The organism is Roseibium salinum, assembly GCF_026240905.1.
In the GTDB taxonomy this organism is placed as follows: Bacteria; Pseudomonadota; Alphaproteobacteria; order Rhizobiales; family Stappiaceae; genus Roseibium; species Roseibium salinum.
Genome location: NZ_JAPEVI010000003.1, coordinates 2,987,372 through 3,004,239, shown reverse-complemented (window position 1 = coordinate 3,004,239; position 16,868 = coordinate 2,987,372). Strand labels below are relative to the sequence as shown.

At 63.4% G+C, this 16,868-nt stretch carries 12 protein-coding genes; 7 read left to right on the top strand and 5 right to left on the bottom strand.

Annotation, left to right across the window (positions count from 1 at the left end; all coding sequences use genetic code 11):
* Nucleotides 1-226: 226 nt before the first annotated feature.
* Nucleotides 227-1,306, top strand: a complete 1,080-nt coding sequence (locus ON753_RS18485) for a sensor histidine kinase (protein ID WP_265964250.1) — start codon at nucleotides 227-229, stop codon at nucleotides 1,304-1,306.
* A gap of 26 nt (nucleotides 1,307-1,332) precedes the next feature.
* Here ON753_RS18485 and ON753_RS18480 read toward each other — a convergent pair whose 3' ends face one another.
* The 3 genes from ON753_RS18480 to ON753_RS18470 all read right to left on the bottom strand — a co-directional run bounded on the left by ON753_RS18480 (nucleotide 1,333) and on the right by ON753_RS18470 (nucleotide 7,621).
* Nucleotides 1,333-4,710, bottom strand: coding sequence for an error-prone DNA polymerase (locus ON753_RS18480; RefSeq protein WP_265964248.1), 3,378 nt, complete (start codon nucleotides 4,708-4,710; stop codon nucleotides 1,333-1,335).
* A gap of 858 nt (nucleotides 4,711-5,568) precedes the next feature.
* A complete protein-coding gene (locus ON753_RS18475) occupies nucleotides 5,569-7,059 on the bottom strand; it encodes a Y-family DNA polymerase (RefSeq protein WP_265964247.1) in 1,491 nt (496 codons plus the stop codon).
* The gene (locus ON753_RS18470; RefSeq protein ID WP_265964246.1) at nucleotides 7,028-7,621 is read right to left on the bottom strand and encodes an ImuA family protein; all 594 of its coding nucleotides are present in this window, start codon (nucleotides 7,619-7,621) and stop codon (nucleotides 7,028-7,030) included. The genes ON753_RS18475 and ON753_RS18470 overlap by 32 nt, the downstream gene beginning before the upstream one ends.
* Before the next feature lie 214 nt (nucleotides 7,622-7,835).
* Here ON753_RS18470 and ON753_RS18465 point away from each other — a divergent pair, with 214 nt between their 5' ends.
* The 6 genes from ON753_RS18465 to ON753_RS18440 all read left to right on the top strand — a co-directional run bounded on the left by ON753_RS18465 (nucleotide 7,836) and on the right by ON753_RS18440 (nucleotide 15,116).
* Entirely contained in the window at nucleotides 7,836-8,522 is a 687-nt protein-coding gene (locus ON753_RS18465) for a hypothetical protein (protein WP_265964245.1), read from the top strand.
* 769 nt (nucleotides 8,523-9,291) lie between these two features.
* Nucleotides 9,292-10,602 (top strand): extracellular solute-binding protein, encoded by a 1,311-nt coding sequence (locus ON753_RS18460; protein WP_265964244.1) that lies wholly within the window; start codon nucleotides 9,292-9,294, stop codon nucleotides 10,600-10,602.
* A gap of 101 nt (nucleotides 10,603-10,703) precedes the next feature.
* Nucleotides 10,704-11,585, top strand: coding sequence for an ABC transporter permease subunit (locus ON753_RS18455; protein ID WP_265964243.1), 882 nt, complete (start codon nucleotides 10,704-10,706; stop codon nucleotides 11,583-11,585).
* A 10-nt stretch (nucleotides 11,586-11,595) separates the two neighbouring features.
* Nucleotides 11,596-12,438 (top strand): sn-glycerol-3-phosphate ABC transporter permease UgpE, encoded by an 843-nt coding sequence (ugpE, locus tag ON753_RS18450; protein WP_265964241.1) that lies wholly within the window; start codon nucleotides 11,596-11,598, stop codon nucleotides 12,436-12,438.
* 9 nt (nucleotides 12,439-12,447) lie between these two features.
* Complete coding sequence (locus ON753_RS18445; RefSeq protein ID WP_265964239.1) at nucleotides 12,448-13,524, top strand: sn-glycerol-3-phosphate import ATP-binding protein UgpC; 1,077 nt, start codon at nucleotides 12,448-12,450, stop codon at nucleotides 13,522-13,524.
* 461 nt (nucleotides 13,525-13,985) lie between these two features.
* Nucleotides 13,986-15,116, top strand: coding sequence for a DNA alkylation repair protein (locus ON753_RS18440; protein ID WP_265964237.1), 1,131 nt, complete (start codon nucleotides 13,986-13,988; stop codon nucleotides 15,114-15,116).
* Nucleotides 15,117-15,195: 79 nt separating this feature from the next.
* On the opposite strand, the gene ON753_RS18435 is transcribed toward ON753_RS18440, so the two are convergent.
* Together ON753_RS18435 and ON753_RS18430 are read right to left on the bottom strand one after the other, a co-directional pair.
* Entirely contained in the window at nucleotides 15,196-16,395 is a 1,200-nt protein-coding gene (locus tag ON753_RS18435; protein WP_265964236.1) for an MFS transporter, read from the bottom strand.
* Complete coding sequence (locus tag ON753_RS18430) at nucleotides 16,385-16,744, bottom strand: MmcQ/YjbR family DNA-binding protein (protein ID WP_265964234.1); 360 nt, start codon at nucleotides 16,742-16,744, stop codon at nucleotides 16,385-16,387. The genes ON753_RS18435 and ON753_RS18430 overlap by 11 nt, the downstream gene beginning before the upstream one ends.
* Between the last annotated feature and the right edge of the window lie 124 nt (nucleotides 16,745-16,868).

Below are 16,868 nucleotides of genomic sequence, written 5' to 3'. Positions count from 1 at the left end.
GGCAGGTATCGGCGCGTTTTTCAGGTTCGAAAACCGCAACGAAAACATCAGCGTGCCGGTTACCTGCTCGAATTCGGAGGTCATTTCAGGGCAGGCCCGGAAACGGGATGGGCTTCGGATTGGGGTGACGGGCGCTTCGGATGGGGGTATTGAAAGACAAGGGTCCGGGTCTTCGTCCGGGGGCAGCGATGGCCGGGAATGACTTGAGGACACAACGGGACGGCAGATGGAAACACTGGAAGATTGTCCGGACGCCCGGGCGATAATCAACGATCTCGAAACGCGCGAGGAACTTTGCCGCGCGGTTGCCGAGGAGTCCCCCGCCATGCTGTGGATGGGGGACGAGAACGGCAAATGCGTCTTCCTCAACCAGGCGCTGCGGGATTTCTGGGGCGTCGATCCGGAGGACCTGTCGACATTCGACTGGGGCTCGACCGTCCATCCGGACGATCTGGAAAAGCTTCGCGGCCCCTTCGCAAAGGCGATGGCGGAACAGGTTCCCTTCACCGTCGAGGCGCGCTACCGGCGCGCCGACGGTGTGTACCGGACGCTGCTCACGCAGGCGAGGCCCCGCTTCGATCGCCGGCAAAGGTTCCTGGGCATGTCCGGGGTCAATATCGACATCACCGAAAAGCTGTTCGCCGAGGAGCGCATGCGCATCCTGATGGGCGAGCTCAACCACCGCACCAAGAACATTCTGTCGATCGTCCAGGCGGTGGCGCGCCAGACGGCCCGCCATGTCACGCCCGAGGAGTTCTCGCGCGCTTTCGACGACCGGCTGCGCGGCCTGGCGGCCAACAACGATATCCTGGTTCGCAACGACTGGAAGGGGGTTGCGTTCGACGACCTCGTGCGGGCGCAGCTGGCCTATATCAGGGACCTGATCGGCGTGCGCATCATCCTGGAGGGACCCAGGCTCTGGATACCGGCGTCGGCGGCGCAAACCCTGGGCATGGCGCTGCACGAACTGTCGACGAACAGCCTGAAATACGGCGCCCTGGCCGTCGAGACGGGCCGGGTGGATCTCACCTGGCAGCGCCATCCGGCATCTTCGGCTCCCGGGTTCACGCTCAGTTGGGTGGAAAGCGGGCTGTCCGGCGTCTCGCCGCCGAGCCGGAAGGGCTTCGGACATGTCGTCATCGTCGACATGGTGGCGGCGGCGCTCGATGCGGATGTGGACGTGAAGTTCGATGCCGACGGGTTCAAATGGCTGGTGGCCGCCCGCTCCGACGGCAGCATCGCGCCGCCGGACGGTTTCGGCAGCCAGGCGGACCCGTCCGCCGATCCCTGGCCGTTCCCGGATTAACCCTGTCGGGGCTCCCTGCCTGGGCCTCAATGGAAATCCCGGCTCGGAAACAGCTTCTTCGCCTGCTCGCGGGGATGATGGACGCGCGGGCCCGGTGATTTCGGCCTGAGGTGTTGCGGCATGTCGTCCGCCTTGGGCGCCATCTGGCCGAGGGCGCTGTCGTCCGGATGACCGAGGAGGGTGAGGGTGTGGGAGCAGTCCTCGATATCTTCGGCGATCAGGTGCACGACGATGCCCTCCCGCTCCAGCCGGCCGGTGACCTTTAAAAGCCGCCCGCCGATGACGGCGCCGCGGTGTTTTTCGTACATTTTCCGCCACACGACCACGTTGCTGACGCCGGTCTCGTCCTCCAGCGTCAGGAAGATGACGCCGGAGGCCGTGCCCGGGCGCTGGCGGGTGATGACCAGGCCGCAGACGGTGACGCGCCGGGTCTGCCGGTCCGGCAGGCGGGGGAGCTGGTCATGCGGGGTGAGGCCGGGAATATGCGGGCGCAGCAGTTCCATCGGATGGGCGCGCAGGGTCAGGCGCGTCGAGATATAATCCTCCACCACCTCCTGGCCCAGATGCATTGCCGGCAGGTGAACCTCAGGCTCGAAGACCGCCTCGCCGTCGATCGGATCGTTGAAGAGCGGCAGCGGCTTGGGGCTGCGGATGGTCTTCACCTGCCACAGCGCGGCGCGCCGGCTGAGGCCCATGCCGGCAAAGGCATCGGCTTCGGCCAGCCGCACCAGCGTCGCCGGCGGCACGCCGGTTCTCAGCCACAGGCTTTCCGGGTCCGGATAGCCGTTGCCGCGCGCCGCGCTGATCCAGTCCGCATCCTCCTGGCGCATGCCCTTGACCTGGCGGAAGCCGAGCCTGAGGGCCAGCGCCCCGTCGCTGCGCCGCTCCAGCGTGTTGTCCCAGGAGCTGGCATTGACGCAGATGGGGCGCACCTCCACCCGGTGCTCGCGCACGTCGCGGACGATCTGCGCCGGGGCGTAAAAGCCCATCGGCTGGGAGTTCAGAAGCGCGCAGGCGAACTCGGCCGGGAAGTGGCATTTGAGATAGGCCGAGACATAGGCAAGCATGGCAAAGGCCGCCGCGTGGCTTTCCGGAAAGCCGTATTCGCCGAAGCCCTCGATCTGGCCGAAACAGCTTTCGGCAAACTCCCGCTCATAGCCGCGCTCCAGCATGCCGGCGAGGAACTTGTCCTTGAGCTGGCTGATCGTGCCCATGCGCCGGAAGGTCGCCATGGAGCGGCGCAGCTTGTCGGCCTCCGAGGGGGTGAAGCCGGCGGCGACCACGGCGATCTGCATCGCCTGTTCCTGGAACAGCGGCACGCCGAGGGTCTTGCCCAGCACCTCTTCCAGTTCCCGTGAAGGATAGGTGACCGGTTCCTTGCCCTGCCGGCGGTTGATGTAAGGGTGCACCATGCCGCCCTGGATCGGCCCGGGGCGCACGATCGCCACCTCGATGACCAGGTCGTAGAATTTTCTTGGGCGCATGCGCGGCAGAAAGTTCATCTGCGCGCGGCTTTCCACCTGGAAGACGCCGACCGCATCCGCCTTGCACAGCATGTCATAGGTGGGCTTGTCCTCCTGGGGCACGCTCGGCAGGGTCAGCGCCCTGCCGTGGTGGCTGTCGATCAGCTGGAAGCACTTGCGGATGCAGGTCAGCATGCCGAGGCTGAGAAGATCCACCTTCAGGATGCCGAGCGCGTCGATATCGTCCTTGTCCCATTCGATCACCGTGCGGTTTTCCATCGCCGCATTCTCGATCGGGCAGAGCGCGTCGAGCCGCCCCTGGGTGATCACGAAACCGCCGACATGCTGGCTGAGATGCCTCGGAAAGCCGATGATCTCGCGGATCAGGGCGACGGTCTGGGCCACCCGCGGGCTGGAAAGATCCAACCCCAGCTCCTTCACCCGGGCATCCTCCGGCCCCTTGCCGGAGCTGCCCCAGATCTGCCCGGACAGCGCGGCGGTGACATCCGCATTCAGCCCCATCACCTTGCCCACTTCGCGGATGGCGGCGCGGGTGCGGAAATGGATGACGGTGGCGCACAGCCCGGCCCGCTCGCGGCCGTATTTCTCATAGATATGCTGGATCACCTCTTCCCGGCGTTCATGCTCGAAATCGACATCGATATCGGGCGGTTCGCCCCGGTGCTCGGAGATGAAGCGCTCGGACACCATGGTGATGACATCCGGCCCGACATCAGTGATCCTGAGCGCATAGCAGATGATTGAATTGGCGGCCGAGCCGCGCCCCTGGCACAGGATGCCTTCGCCCCGGGCAAACGTGATGATGTCGTGAACGGTGAGGAAATAGGCGGCGAAGTTGAGCTTGGCGATCAGGGCCAGTTCCTTCTCCGCCATTTTCTGCACCTTCTCCGGCACCCCGTGCGGATAGCGGCTGTCGAGCCCCTCCCGGGTCAGCCGCTCCAGCCGCTCCTGCGGGCCGATGCCGTCCGAGATCTCGTCCGGATATTCGTAAGAGAGTTCGGAGAGATCGAAGCTGCAGCGGGTGGCGATGTCCAGGCTGCGCCTGAGGGCCGCCGGATGGTGGCGGTAGAGCCTTGCCATGTCGTTCGCCGATTTCAGCCGCCGCTCGCCATTGGGAAGCGCGCGGGTGCCGATCGCATCGATGGTGCAGCCTTCGCGGATGCAGGTCAGCACGTCCGCCAGCCGCCGCCGGTCCGCGCGGTGCATCAGAACATCGCCCACCGCCACCATGGGCGCGGCCAGACTGTGGGCGGCCTGCGCGCAGGTGCGGAACCAGGCCTGGTCGGAGCCGTCATAGCGCGGCGCGGCGCCCAGGAACACATGGCCCGGCGCTTCCTGGCGCAGGCGCCGGATATGATCCTTAGCCGCCTCACAAATCCCGTCCCGCGCGCTCAGGACCTGCGGCAGGGCAATCAGGACCAGGCCCTTGCACGCCTCCAGGAGGTCGGCGAATTCCAGCCGGCACGCGCCCTTTTCCGCCCTTCGTTTGCCTTTGGTCAGAAGCCGGCTCAGCCGTTCATAGGCGGCGCGGTCGGTCGGCAGGGCCACCCAGTGGGCGGGACTGTCCGTCAGGCACAGCCGCGCGCCGACGATCAGCCGCGGCAGCTTCAGCCCCTGCGGCCGGGCCAGCGGCGGGCCGCAGGTTGTCTCCCGGGAGGAGGGGTCGGTCTGCGACTGCGAGCGCACGGCAATTCCCTCCTCGGCCGCCATCCGCTTCATCTCCTTCAGCGCCGAATAGGCCCGCACCACGCCGGCCAGCGAATTGCGGTCGGTAATCGCCACCGCCTCCAGCCCCAGCGAGGCCGCCCGCGTCATCAGCTCCTCCGGATGCGAGGCGCCGCGCAGGAACGAGAAATTCGAGGTCACGCACAGCTCCGCATAGCGGGGCGGCTCCTCGTCCGGGCAAAGCGCGGGCGTCATTGCGGACCCCCGCTTGCGCTTGGCAGGGGGGACGCAGGTAGGTGTGCTTTGTTCTTTGATCCTTTTCTTCCTCTTACCTCATCCTGAGGAGGACCTTCAGGTCCGTCTCGAAGGATAGGCGGCATACTCAAGAGCGAGCGGCCCATCCTTCGAGACAGCGCTATGCGCTTCCTCAGGATGAGGTCTTTGGTTCGCTCACCATGCCTGAAAGCCGTTCTCCCGAACGCTGCGGGACCCGGGACCGGTGAGCCGATACCTGTCCGCCCGGCACGCCCTCTCCCCCCTTGCGGGGGAGATGTCTCCGTCAGGAGACAGAGGGGGGTACCGGCCCCTCGGCAAAGACGGCGCTTCCGCAGTCGCGGCGCCGCTTCACCCCCTCTGTCGGCTCTCGCCGACATCTCCCCCGCAAGGGGGAGAGGGAGCCTGCCGGAAGGCTTTTCCCAGAGTGATTTGTCCTGTGACCAGTTGAAACTGAAGGGATCTTCCAATCTCCAGTTCCACGAAATACTGGATCTCGGCCTTGCCGCTGCCGCGTCAAACCGGGATGACAAGCCGGATGGTGCCTGTGCGCTGCCCGTGTTCCCCCGGACGAGTGAAGCAGGACCCGGGATCGGTGAGCCGAAACCTGGCCGCTCGGCACTCCCTCTCCCCCTTGCGGGGGAGATGTCTCCGTCAGGAGACAGAGGGGGGTATCGGCCCCTCGGCAAAGGCGGCGTCTCCGCAGTCGCGGTGCCGCTTCACCCCCTCTGTCAGCTTGCGCTGCCATCTCCCCCGCAAGGGGGAGAGGGGTGTTTGCCGGAAGATTCTCTGATCTTCGAAAACCGCGGGGGAGAGAGGCCGGTTCTCCAGGAAAACCCATCATCCGAACTCTCCTTGCACGAACCAGCGCGGGTTCTGCGGCGTGTGGAACAGCCACAGGCGCTGGCCCTGGCCCGTGCCGACGCGCCAGTAGTCCCTGAGGCCCGTGCCCCAGTTGTCGTCGTTCTCCCACCAGGCCGGGGTGATCCGCTCCGGCCCCTCGGCCTCCACGGTGGTCAGCGAGCGGCCCCGCCAGCGGAACCGGGAAGGGGGCTCGAAGCCGGCGCTGCCGGAAATGTCGATCGGCTCGGGCGGGAACAGCCGGATGGGGCGCGGGCGCTGGTGGGGCCAGGAGGAAACCGGATTGCTGTAGGCGGCCGGCACCAGGCGGAAGCTGCGCTCGGGAATATGGCTGTCGACCGGCTGGAAGCGCAGGATGTTCTCCAGCCCCACCCGGTTGCCGAGCTGGGTGATCAGGTCGTCGATACCGTCCTTTTCCACCCCGCCTTTTTCCCAGCCGTTCCGTTCCCACCCGCTTGCCGGGCTGAGCTGGCGCATGCCGAGGTCTTCGGTCCGGGTGGCTTCCAGGCGCATCATGTCGATGCCGTAGCCGGCATCAACCGAAGCGGCGCCGCGCTCGAACAGGGCCAGGATGCGCTCCGCATCGCGCATCGGTCGGGCAAGCTTCAGCTCCACCGCCTGGCTTTCCTGGTCCACCCGGCGGAAGGTCAGCCGCAGCATGCACGCGCCTTTTTGCGCGGCGTCCAGCTCGGCGCACAGATGCTCGATCAGGCGCCGGGCGCCCGCCATCACATCGTCCAGAAGCCCGATCGGATCCGGCAGGGTCAGGCGCACGGCAAAGCTCGGCGTGTCCTTGAGCGGCGAGATCTGTTCCGGAAGGCTGCCGAGCGCCTGGTCGAGCCGGCGCAGCACGTCCGGCTCGTAGCGCCGGGCGACGGTCGCCCGGGGCAGGTTGTAAAGATCGCAAACGGTAACGATGCCGAGCCGCTCCAGGCTGGTGCAGGTCTGGTCGGGCAGGCGCAGGGCGGCAAGCGGCAGGGGGGTGATCCGGGCCAGGTTCTCGCCCGGGCCGGCGATGCCTTCGGCAAAATGGGAGAGTGCCCAGGCCGTGCCCGGCGTGCCTGCAAGGCCGAGACGGGCGGAAAGTCCCGCCCGGGCAAGCCGCGCGCGCATATCCTCCAGAAGCGGTTCCTCGCCGCCCAGAAGATGGGCCGAGCCGGTAATGTCGAGATAAAGGCCGTCCCGCCCGTCCAGTCCCACCCAGGGGCAATAGCGCGTCGCCCATCTGGCCAGCAGGCGCAGGAACTGCTGGTCGGCTTCCGGGTTCGCCGGCCGGGTCAGCAGCCCGGGGCAGAAGCTGCGGGCATGAACCAGCGACATGCCGCGCTGCAGGCCGAAGCTTTCCGCGTGCGGGCACAGGTCGTGGATCCGCTCCGAATTCCGGTCGAACAGGGTCAGCGCAAAGGGCGCGTCCACGGGATTGGCGCGCAGGGACCGCTCAGCCGCCAGCCTCGGAAACCACAATGACACGATGCGCCGCTGCATCCCAATGCACCACCCATTCCGACAATGTTCCTATTTTGTTCTTTATAAGAGACCACCGCCAGCGAGTCGAGTCGTGGTCATTTTGAGGAGGGCGGTTTTGACGAGGGGGGCCATCGCCGTCCGGGCCGGACGCAACGCCCGTGCAGCGCCAGCGGGTTTCCGCCGCATTGCTTCCCGTTCCTTCCGGAATGATGATCAGGGCCCTCGTGTGCCCGGCTTCCGCCGCCAGCTGCAGGCGCCGGCCCTCCGTCAGGCCGATGGAACCGGTCAGTTCGCCCACCACCATGCCTGCGGCCCTGGAGCGCAGGGCCGTCTCCATGCTGGCCAGCACGTCCAGCTGGCTGTCCGCCCGGGTCACCAGCAGCTTGCCCGGATCGCAATAGGGGGTCAGCCCTTCCGGGTTGATCACCGGCCGCCAGCGCTCCGACACCCACACGACCATCCCCTCCGCCTGCCCGGCAGCAATCGCGGCAAACACCAGCGCCCCTTCGCCGCAGACTTCATGGGCGCGGTTTTGCCTGAGCGGATAGACGGATGAAAACTTCACGGACATGAGGCGCAAGAGTGAGACGGAACACCAGCTACGCTCCGACCCTAACCGATGGTTCCTGAGAGAGGAACCGGCTTTTGCCTGCTCGTGTCCGCAAGGAGAAAAGGAACGGGCAGAAGAGGCCGCGTGTTCCTGCAACCTCCGGCAAAGAGCGATTGCGGGAGCAAGTCCGGATTGCTATACGGCCCGGCGGGGCAATCGGGGGCAATTGATGACAAGCAGCATTCTGGAAAACCGGCGGATCAGGACGATTTCCATCGTTGGCAACGGGCCTGTCTCGCAGGCCGATGCGGCGCATATCGACAAGGCTGATCTCGTGCTGCGTTTCAACGGAGCATCTTCCTGCGGAGCCGCCGGCCAGAGGATCGATGTTCTGATGCTCAACCGGGCACGGGTCTATATGAGCAAGAGGATCAATCCCGTGGCCCTGCACCGTGCGTCCGAGGTCTGGGTGAACGACATCCGGGAAAACGGTCAGGTGGACTGGCTGTTCGAAAGGGAATGCAAGCCGTACTATCTGGGCTTCGGTCCTGTCACCAAAGCGCGCGAGCACCTCAAGAAGTTCGATGCATTCGCTACCAGCAAACCGACGTCGGGCGCTTCCATCATCGCCGAGTTTCTGGACAGGTTTCCATGCGCGGAGATCCATTTGTTCGGCTTCACCCATCAGGGCGCCCAGTCCACCCATGACTGGGATGCGGAACGGCATTGGATCGAACAGCTTTGCGGCGAAGGGCGGATTGCAAAACACCTGACCCCGGGGCCCCGTGCGAAAAGGAGCCTGAAGGGCAAGCTGGAATACGCGCTCCGTTTTCTGGAAAAACGAACCAAACACTATCTGTTCAACAAGATCCTGCATTCCTCCGGAAGCACGAAACGCAGGATCTACGGCAAGTGATCACACGAGCCAGCGCCTAGAGCATTTCTCGACGATCATTTGACCGCGGCGATTTTGCCCTCTGGCTAGGCGATTTGCCCGCCGTGGTGTGCCCCACCACAACGGCGAACCAACGACGCCAGAGGGCAAAATTGCCCGGCCCATTTCACCTTTGTTTTTCAATGCCTCGTGCCTTTCCAGGGTGAGGCAATCCGGTCCATCGGCGTCGTTCCGCCGCTTGCCCGATGCACCGCATCGCGCTGCGCGACGCGCCTAGCCGAGCGAGCCGCATTGTCTCATGAAATGATCCAATATTGTCGAGAAATGCTCTAGATCATTCTTCCGGACGCAGAATGCTGTGAATCTGCGCAAGGTCCGGCCCTCGGGCCATACCCCCCGCTGTTCGGTGACTGGCCAGTTTTGAGTTTCATATGAGCCGGCTAATCCGTGATACGCCGGCTCATCTCCCGGCCGGGCGGAAAACCGGCGGACCTTCTCATTTTTCCGGCAAGCCCGTGCAAATGATTTGTCCGGATAATTCAACATGCTATGCTGCAAAAACACCCGGCGTCGTCTGCGGGGAGGGGGTAATTGCATATTTTCGTGCCTTTCCTCTTGCAGAGCGGGTGGGGCGTCTTTTAATGTTCATATGAACGTCATACAACGTTCATATGAAAACAATACGAAACGCAGGCGTTATCCTTCCGGTGCTGGCAAAGCCATTTCGGCATCGTGAAAATGACCAACTGCTGACCGGGGCGCAAAAGCCCTGCTAGATGGGAGCACGACTATGGCTTATCGTAAGACTGTTGCCAGCCTTGTGGCTGCAACTGCCCTTTTGGGCACATCCTCCGCATCCTATGCGGCGACCGAAATCACCTGGTGGCATGCCATGGGAGGCAAGCTGGGCGAAGTCGTCATCGAAATTTCGAACGGCTATAACGAACATCAGGACGCTTGCCAGATTACGCCTGTGTTCAAGGGCACTTACGAAGAGGCCCTGACCGCCGGCATCGCGGCTTTCCGCGCCGGTGAACAGCCCAACATCCTTCAGGTATTCGACGCGGGCGCAGCGACCATCATCGGTGCCACGGGCGCCGTGATCCCGGCGCAGGATATCCTGGAAGGTGCCGGCGTTGAGTTCAATATCGAAGACTATATCGACGGGGTGCGCTACTTCTACGCCGATTCCGACGGCAAGATGATCGGCATGCCGTTCAACTCCTCCACCCCGATCCTCTACACCAACGAGGAAGCCCTGCAGAAGGCCGGTGTCGAAGCTCCCAAGACCTGGGAAGAGTTCGAGGAAATCGCACCGAAACTGAAGGAAGCCGGCTACGTGCCGCTTGCTCAGTCTCACCTGCCGTGGATCTTCACCGAGAACTTCAAGTCCCGTCATAACCTGCAGTTCGCCACCAACAACAACGGTTACGACGGCGCGGAAGGCACTCAGCTGGTATTCGGCGACCCGATCAAGGACCATTTCAAGGCCGTCAAGGGCTGGCTGGATGAGGGACTGTTCGGCTACTACGGCACCGGCTGGGGCGACAACCAGACCCCGTTCAACGAAGGCAAGATTGCCATGTGGCTCGGGTCTTCCGGCTCCTTCGGCGGCATCGCCGACACTGTCGAATTCCCGTTCTCGGCAACTTACCTGCCTTACTGGGAATCCATTGACGGCGCCGGCACGGCCACGTTCATCGGCGGCGCCGCACTGTTCGCAATGTCCGGCCAGCCGGATGAGGAAAACAAGTGCGTCGGTTCCTTCTTTGAATATCTGACCTCTCCGGAAGTCCAGTACATGTGGCACAAGGAGACCGGTTACGTGCCGATCACCAATGCCGCCTATGAACTGGCCAAGAAGGACGGTCACTACGACCGTACGCCGGCCGCCGAAATCGGCATCAAGCAGCTTACCCTGCCGGGCGGCGAGTGGACCAAGGGCTACCGGATGGGTTTCTACGTCCAGATCCGCGACATCATGAACCGCGAATTCGGGAAGATCTTTTCCGGCGAGACCTCGGTTGACGATGCTTTCGCGACCATCGAGGCAGATGGCAACCAGCTTCTGGAGCGTTTCGCGAAAACCACCGGCAACTGAGCTGGCTTATCCTCATGGGGGCGCACTGCGCCCCCATTCCTTAAGACGCGAGCGGGTTGGACGGTGACCAAGGCGGCCTGCTCTCCCGGTCCGGTGGCGTAATGAAAAAAGTGCAGTTTCAGTCCCGGTGGATGCCGTATCTGCTGCTTCTACCGCAGCTTTCCATCGTGACGATTTTCTTCCTGTGGCCTGCGGCGGAAGCGGTCCGGTCGTCTTTCTATCTGGAAGACCCCTTCGGCTTCAGCTCGACTTTCGTCGGCTTCGACAATTTCATCGATACGCTGACATCCACCGACTATGGCCGGGTGGCGCGGTTCACCGCCCTCTTCACCTTCTTCGTCACCTTTCTGTCGCTCGGCATCGCGCTGCTGCTGGCGGTGAAGGCCGACAAGGTGCTCAGGGGCGCGTCGACCTACAAGACCCTGCTCATGTGGGTCTACGCCGTGGCGCCGCCCGTTGCCGGCCTGATCGGTGTTCTGCTCTTCGATCAGCATGTCGGTCCGATGGTCGACTTCTTCGCCATGTTCGGCTGGCCAATGCAGATCGGCGTGGACGCATTCGACACCAGTTTCGCCATGATCGTGACCGCCGTCTGGAAGCAGATACCGGTCAATTTCATCTTCTTCCTCTCTGGGCTTCAGGGCATTTCCAAGTCGGTTCAGGAAGCCGCCAGCATCGACTGCCGCTCGGGCTTCCGCCGGTTCTGGACGGTCACCTTCCCGCTGCTGGCGCCGACCGGCTTCTTCCTGCTGATCATCAACATCACCTACGCCTTCTTCGACACGTTCGGCATCATCGACGTGATCGTGAAGAACGAGCCGGGGAACAACCCGGTGACACTCGTCTACAAGGTCTATCTGGACGGCTTCCGCGGTAACGACCTCGGCGGTTCCTCCGCCCAGTCCGTTATTCTGATGGCGATGGTGTTCGTCCTGACAATTATCCAGTTCCGCCTGATCGAGCGGCGCGTGCACTACACGTAAGGGGACGGCGATGAAGAAAGTCCATATAACCGACCATGTGATCCTGCTTCTCGGGGTCTTCTTCATGGTAACGCCCGTCGTGCTTGCCTTCCTGACCAGCACGCATGACGCGATCACCATCTACAAGAACGGCATCCAGTTCGTGCCGGGCGACAAGTTCCTGGAGAACTACGAAACCGTCCTGTTCCAGGCAGGCGGTTTCACCAAGAAGGTCAATGGCCTGGTGATGCTGAAGAACTCGATGATCCTTGGCCTGGGCTTTGCGATCGGCAAGATCGTCATTTCCATGCTGGCGGCCTATGCGATCGTCTATTTCCGCTTTCCGATGGCCTCCTTGTGTTTCTGGCTGATTTTCTCCACGCTTTTGCTGCCGCTCGAGGTGCAGATCCTGCCGTCCTACGAAATCGTCCAGTCGCTCGGCATGGTGAACACCTATTCCGGGCTCATCGTCCCGCTGATCGCCTCGGCCACCGGCACGTTCTTCTTCCGGCAGTTCTTCATGTCCGTGCCGGACGAACTTCTGGAGGCGGCGCGGATCGACGGGGCCGGCCCCTGGAAATTCTTCAAGGATATCCTGCTGCCGCTGTCGAAGACGATGATCGCGGCGATCTTCATCATCATGTTCGTCTACGGTTGGAACCAGTATCTCTGGCCGACCCTGATCACCACCGACGAATCCCTGTTCACCCTGGTGCGCGGCATCAAGCAGATCCTGCAGGTCTGGGTCGGTGCGCAGATTCCGGCTTTCAACCAGGCAATGGCGCTGACAATCCTGGCGATCATTCCGCCGGTGCTCGTCGTGGTGATCTTCCAAAGCTGGTTTGTCAAAGGGCTCGTCGAGAGCGACAAGTGAGGACTTTAAATGGCAACGATTAGTCTCGACACGGTCCGGAAGGTCTATGCGGGAAATGTGGAAGCGGTCAAAGGCGTTTCCATCGATATTGCGGACGGTGAGCTCATCGTGCTTGTGGGGCCGTCCGGCTGCGGCAAGTCGACATTGCTGCGGATGATTGCTGGCCTTGAAGACATCACCACCGGCGAGATCAGGATCCGCGACCGTGTGGTCAACAGGATCGACCCCGCGGACCGGGACATCGCCATGGTGTTCCAGAACTATGCGCTCTATCCGCATATGACGGTCTACAACAACCTGGCATACGGGCTCAAAAACCGGGGCATGGACAAGCAGGAGATCGACCGCCGCGTGAAGGAAGCCGCGCGCATCCTGGAAATCGGCGATTACCTCGACCGCAGGCCCCGCGCGCTTTCCGGCGGCCAGCGCCAGCGCGTCGCCATGGGCCGCGCCATTGTGCGCGAGCCGGCCGCCTTCCTGTTCGACGAACCGCTGTCAAATCTCGACGCCAAGCTGCGCGTCCAGATGCGCGTTGAAATCAAGCGCCTGCAGCGCGCCTTGGGCACCACCAGCGTCTACGTCACCCACGACCAGCTGGAGGCCATGACCCTGGCCGACCGGCTCGTTGTTCTGAACGGCGGAAACATCGAGCAGATCGGCGCGCCGATCGACGTCTATGACAACCCATCCTCCACCTTCGTGGCAAGCTTCATCGGCTCTCCGGCCATGAACCTCCTGGACGTCAAGTCGAACGGCAGAGGCCTGGCCCTGGCGAGCGGCAACGGTCTTTCCGGCGCCAACGCCAAGGGCAAGGACAGCTACGTCCTCGGCGTTCGCCCGGAGCACCTGGAAGTGGTCGATGGCCCGGCATCGGGCGACGGCGTCGCCCTGGAGGTCACCGTCGACGTTCTGGAGCCGGTCGGGGCGGAAACCTACATCTATGCGAGTTTTGATGAGGGCGGACCGGAAATCGTCGTGCGGGTCTCCAGCCACGCCGTCCACCATGTCGGCGAAAGACTCCACCTGAGAGCCGCCCCGGACTATGTCCATTTCTTCGACCCCGACACGGGAAAACGGGTCGACTGATATCCGGGCAGGGCCGGCGCCAGACGAGCCGGCCCCATCCGGATGCTCTGCCTCCAACAAGGCAAGCTGCTCCCCCTGCCGCCTAGGGTATGGCCCCATAAAATTGAATGCACTGGTCTCTCTGGAGCGGACCGTATCCAAGGCGCGAAGGCGCAGGAAACCCGGCCGGTTTTCAAGTCTTTGCAACGGAGGAGACGGTCCGCTCCAGAGTGATCCGACGGACGCCAAAACGGCTTCGAGCAGCAGCGTCAAAGCCCTTGGCCGATGCACAAGCATCGACCTGCGGTCTCTTCCTCCCTGCTCATTGCCGTTTTGACGCCAGTGCGTTCAATTTTATGGGGCCATACCCTAGATGACATCTCCTGACACGCTGTGTCAGGAGCGACGACCGCTGGGGCTAGGATGTTCCCGGTCCCTCTGGCACATCAGCCGCAGAACAATTTGCGGATAGAGATTTGCCGATGGAGCCTTTCAAGAACAATTTGTCGCCGGACCTGGTGATCTGTCTTGCGGATCATCTTTCCAGGCATGTCGAGCCCTTCGACAAGGCCTCCTACAAGACTGAGATCCTGGCGCAGCTGGACCATCTGGAACTCAAGGAGCGCGCGAGGCTGATTGCGGATGTGACGGCAAGGCATCTGCCGGGGGACCTTGGCGAGCGCTTTGCCGTCCTGGAAGCCATTCTCCATCCGATGACGGAGGTCGGCTTCGACCGTGGGAGCGACGGCAAGGGCATTCGCGGCTGGGGCATGATGCCGCTCGGCATGATCGTTGCCGATTGCGGTCTGGACGACTTCGAAAGCTCCTTCGCGCTCCTGAAGGAAATGACCAAGCGGGCGACGGCGGAATTCGATGTCCGCCCGTTCCTGGCCCGGGATCAAGAGCGTGCCCTTGCGATCATGGCGCCATGGGTAAACGACCCAAGCGTCCATGTCCGCCGCCTGGTTTCGGAGGGTACGCGGCCGCGCCTGCCCTGGGGCATGCGGCTGAAGCGGTTGATCGAGGACCCGGCGCCCACGCTGCCGCTTCTGGAAGCGCTGAAGGACGATCCGGAAGACTATGTGCGGCGGTCCGTCGCCAATCACCTCAATGATATTGCCAAGGACCATCCGGACCTTGTGGCGGAGATCGCCGCCCGCTGGCTGAAGGGTGCCGACGCCAATCGCGAAAAGCTCGTCCGCCATGCCTGCCGGTCTCTCGTCAAGCATGGCCATGAAGGCACGCTGAAGGCTCTCGGTCTCAATCCTCCGAAGATCGCCGTTCTGGGGCCGGCGGTCGATGTGACGGAGATCCGCTATGGGGATGCCGTCGCCTTCAAGGTGGATCTCACCTCGACCTGCGTGGCGCCGCAGGACCTCGTGCTCGACTACCTCATTCATTTCAGGAAGGCCAACGGCTCCATGGCGCCGAAGGTTTTCAAATGGAAAAAGCTGCGGCTTGCCCCCGGCGAAACGATCTCGCTTTCCCGCGAGCATACCATCCGCCCGATCACGACACGCGTCTACTACGGCGGCACGCAGGCGGTCAGCCTGCGCATCAACGGTCAGGACTACGGCTATTCGGAGTTCCAACTGCGCATGCCGATGGGGTAGTTGTGCGCTGAAGTGTCTGACAACAGGTTTGGCTGGCCCCGGTTGGGCCATCGCACCCGAAATGGTTTGCGGCCGCGGCCTATTGCGGACCGAGCTGATATCGCTTCAACCGCAACATGCCGGCGATTCCGAGGGCCGGGCCGATCGCCATGATCGTGAAGACGCCCGGCCAGCCGACGAAATCGGCCGCGAGAGGCGTCAGTTGCACCGTGAAGAAGGTAAGGGCGAAGCCGAGCGCGGTCTGAAGGCTCATCAGGCTGCCCGCCTGGTCGGGCGGTGCGAAATCGGCGACAAGCGCGGAAAACTGTGCGGAATCCGGCAGGATCGCGGCGCCCCAGATCAGCACGCACAAGATGGTCAGCCAGACGGGGCCGCCGAAGGTCAGCGCCGAGGCGACAGCCGCGCTGGCGCTGACTGCCATGGCCGCAATGGCGATGTTCGCCTTGCCCACCCTGTCGGCCAGAACGCCGGCCGCGATGCACGCGGCACCCCCTGCCGCTATGGCCAGAAACGCTATGAGCCGGGACAGCGATATGGCGGCATCGGACGGCATCTGCGCGGAAAACGAGGCGGCCAGCGCGATGCCGATCCAGGCCCACATGGCGTAGAGTTCCCACATATGACCGAGATAGCCGGCATAGGCATAGCGGATCTTCGGGTTGGTCCAGGCGGTCAGGATCGCGCCGATCCGCATCCGCGGGGCCTTGGCGTGAAACGGTCCGAGAGTGGTGAAAAGGCACAGGACGCCGCCCGCGGCGGCCGCGAGCGAAGCAACGCTCAGGCTCCAGCGCCAGTCCGAACCGCCCAGCAGGGCGAGGAGATGGGGCGCGGCGGAACCGAATGTCAACGCGCCGACAAGCGTCCCGACAAGGAAGCCGCGGTCTTTCTGCCCCCAGCCGACGACGATTTTCATGCCGACCGGATAGACGCCGGCCAGAAGGGCGCCGGTGGCAAAGCGCGCGATGATCGACAGGGCGCCTCCCGGCTCGACGACCAGCAGGCCGGCATTGAAAAGCGCGGCGACGATCGCGCAAGCGGCAAACAGCCGCCGCGGATCGATCCGGTCCGCCAGCCCCAGGATCGCGGAGAGAACGGCCCCGGCGACGAAGCCGATCTGGACGGCGCTGGAAAGAGCGGCCTGGCTGAACGGCGAAATCTCGAACTCGCGCGTAAGATCCGGCAGGATCGCCGCGGACATGAACCAGAGGCTCATCCCGGCGATTTCGGCGAGGACCAGCAGGCACAGCGCGCGCCATTTTCCGGAAAAGTCAGACGGCAAGGCCAAGCTCCGTCCGGACCTTTTTCGGAAGCTTGCCGGCAATGATCCTGTGGGCGGCTTCGATATAGGCCTTCAGGTCGTCGCCTGAAAGCGCGTCCTGGTCTTCAACCTGCACCCATTTGGCGCGTGCGAGATAAGGCGCCGGGATCAGACCCTCCTGCTGGGTCAGCAGCGAATAGGAAATGTCAGAGCATTTGAAGCTGATCTTGGGGCCGTCGCCTTCACCCCACCCCGAACAGATCGCGAAGATCTTGCCGCCCACCTTCCACACGGATGCATTGCCCCACTGAATCACATGTGTCGTGGCAGGCAACTGCTTGCAGAAGGCGTCGAATTCGTCGCGGGTCATGTGAAAACTCTTGGCTCAAAAAGGATTGCGAAGGTGGGACCAGGAGAGTGGCGCGTCGGGCCGGATCGCGCAAGCGCCATCGCACGGGCAAGATCCGGCCCCGCTCTTTTTTGATGCGTGGCCG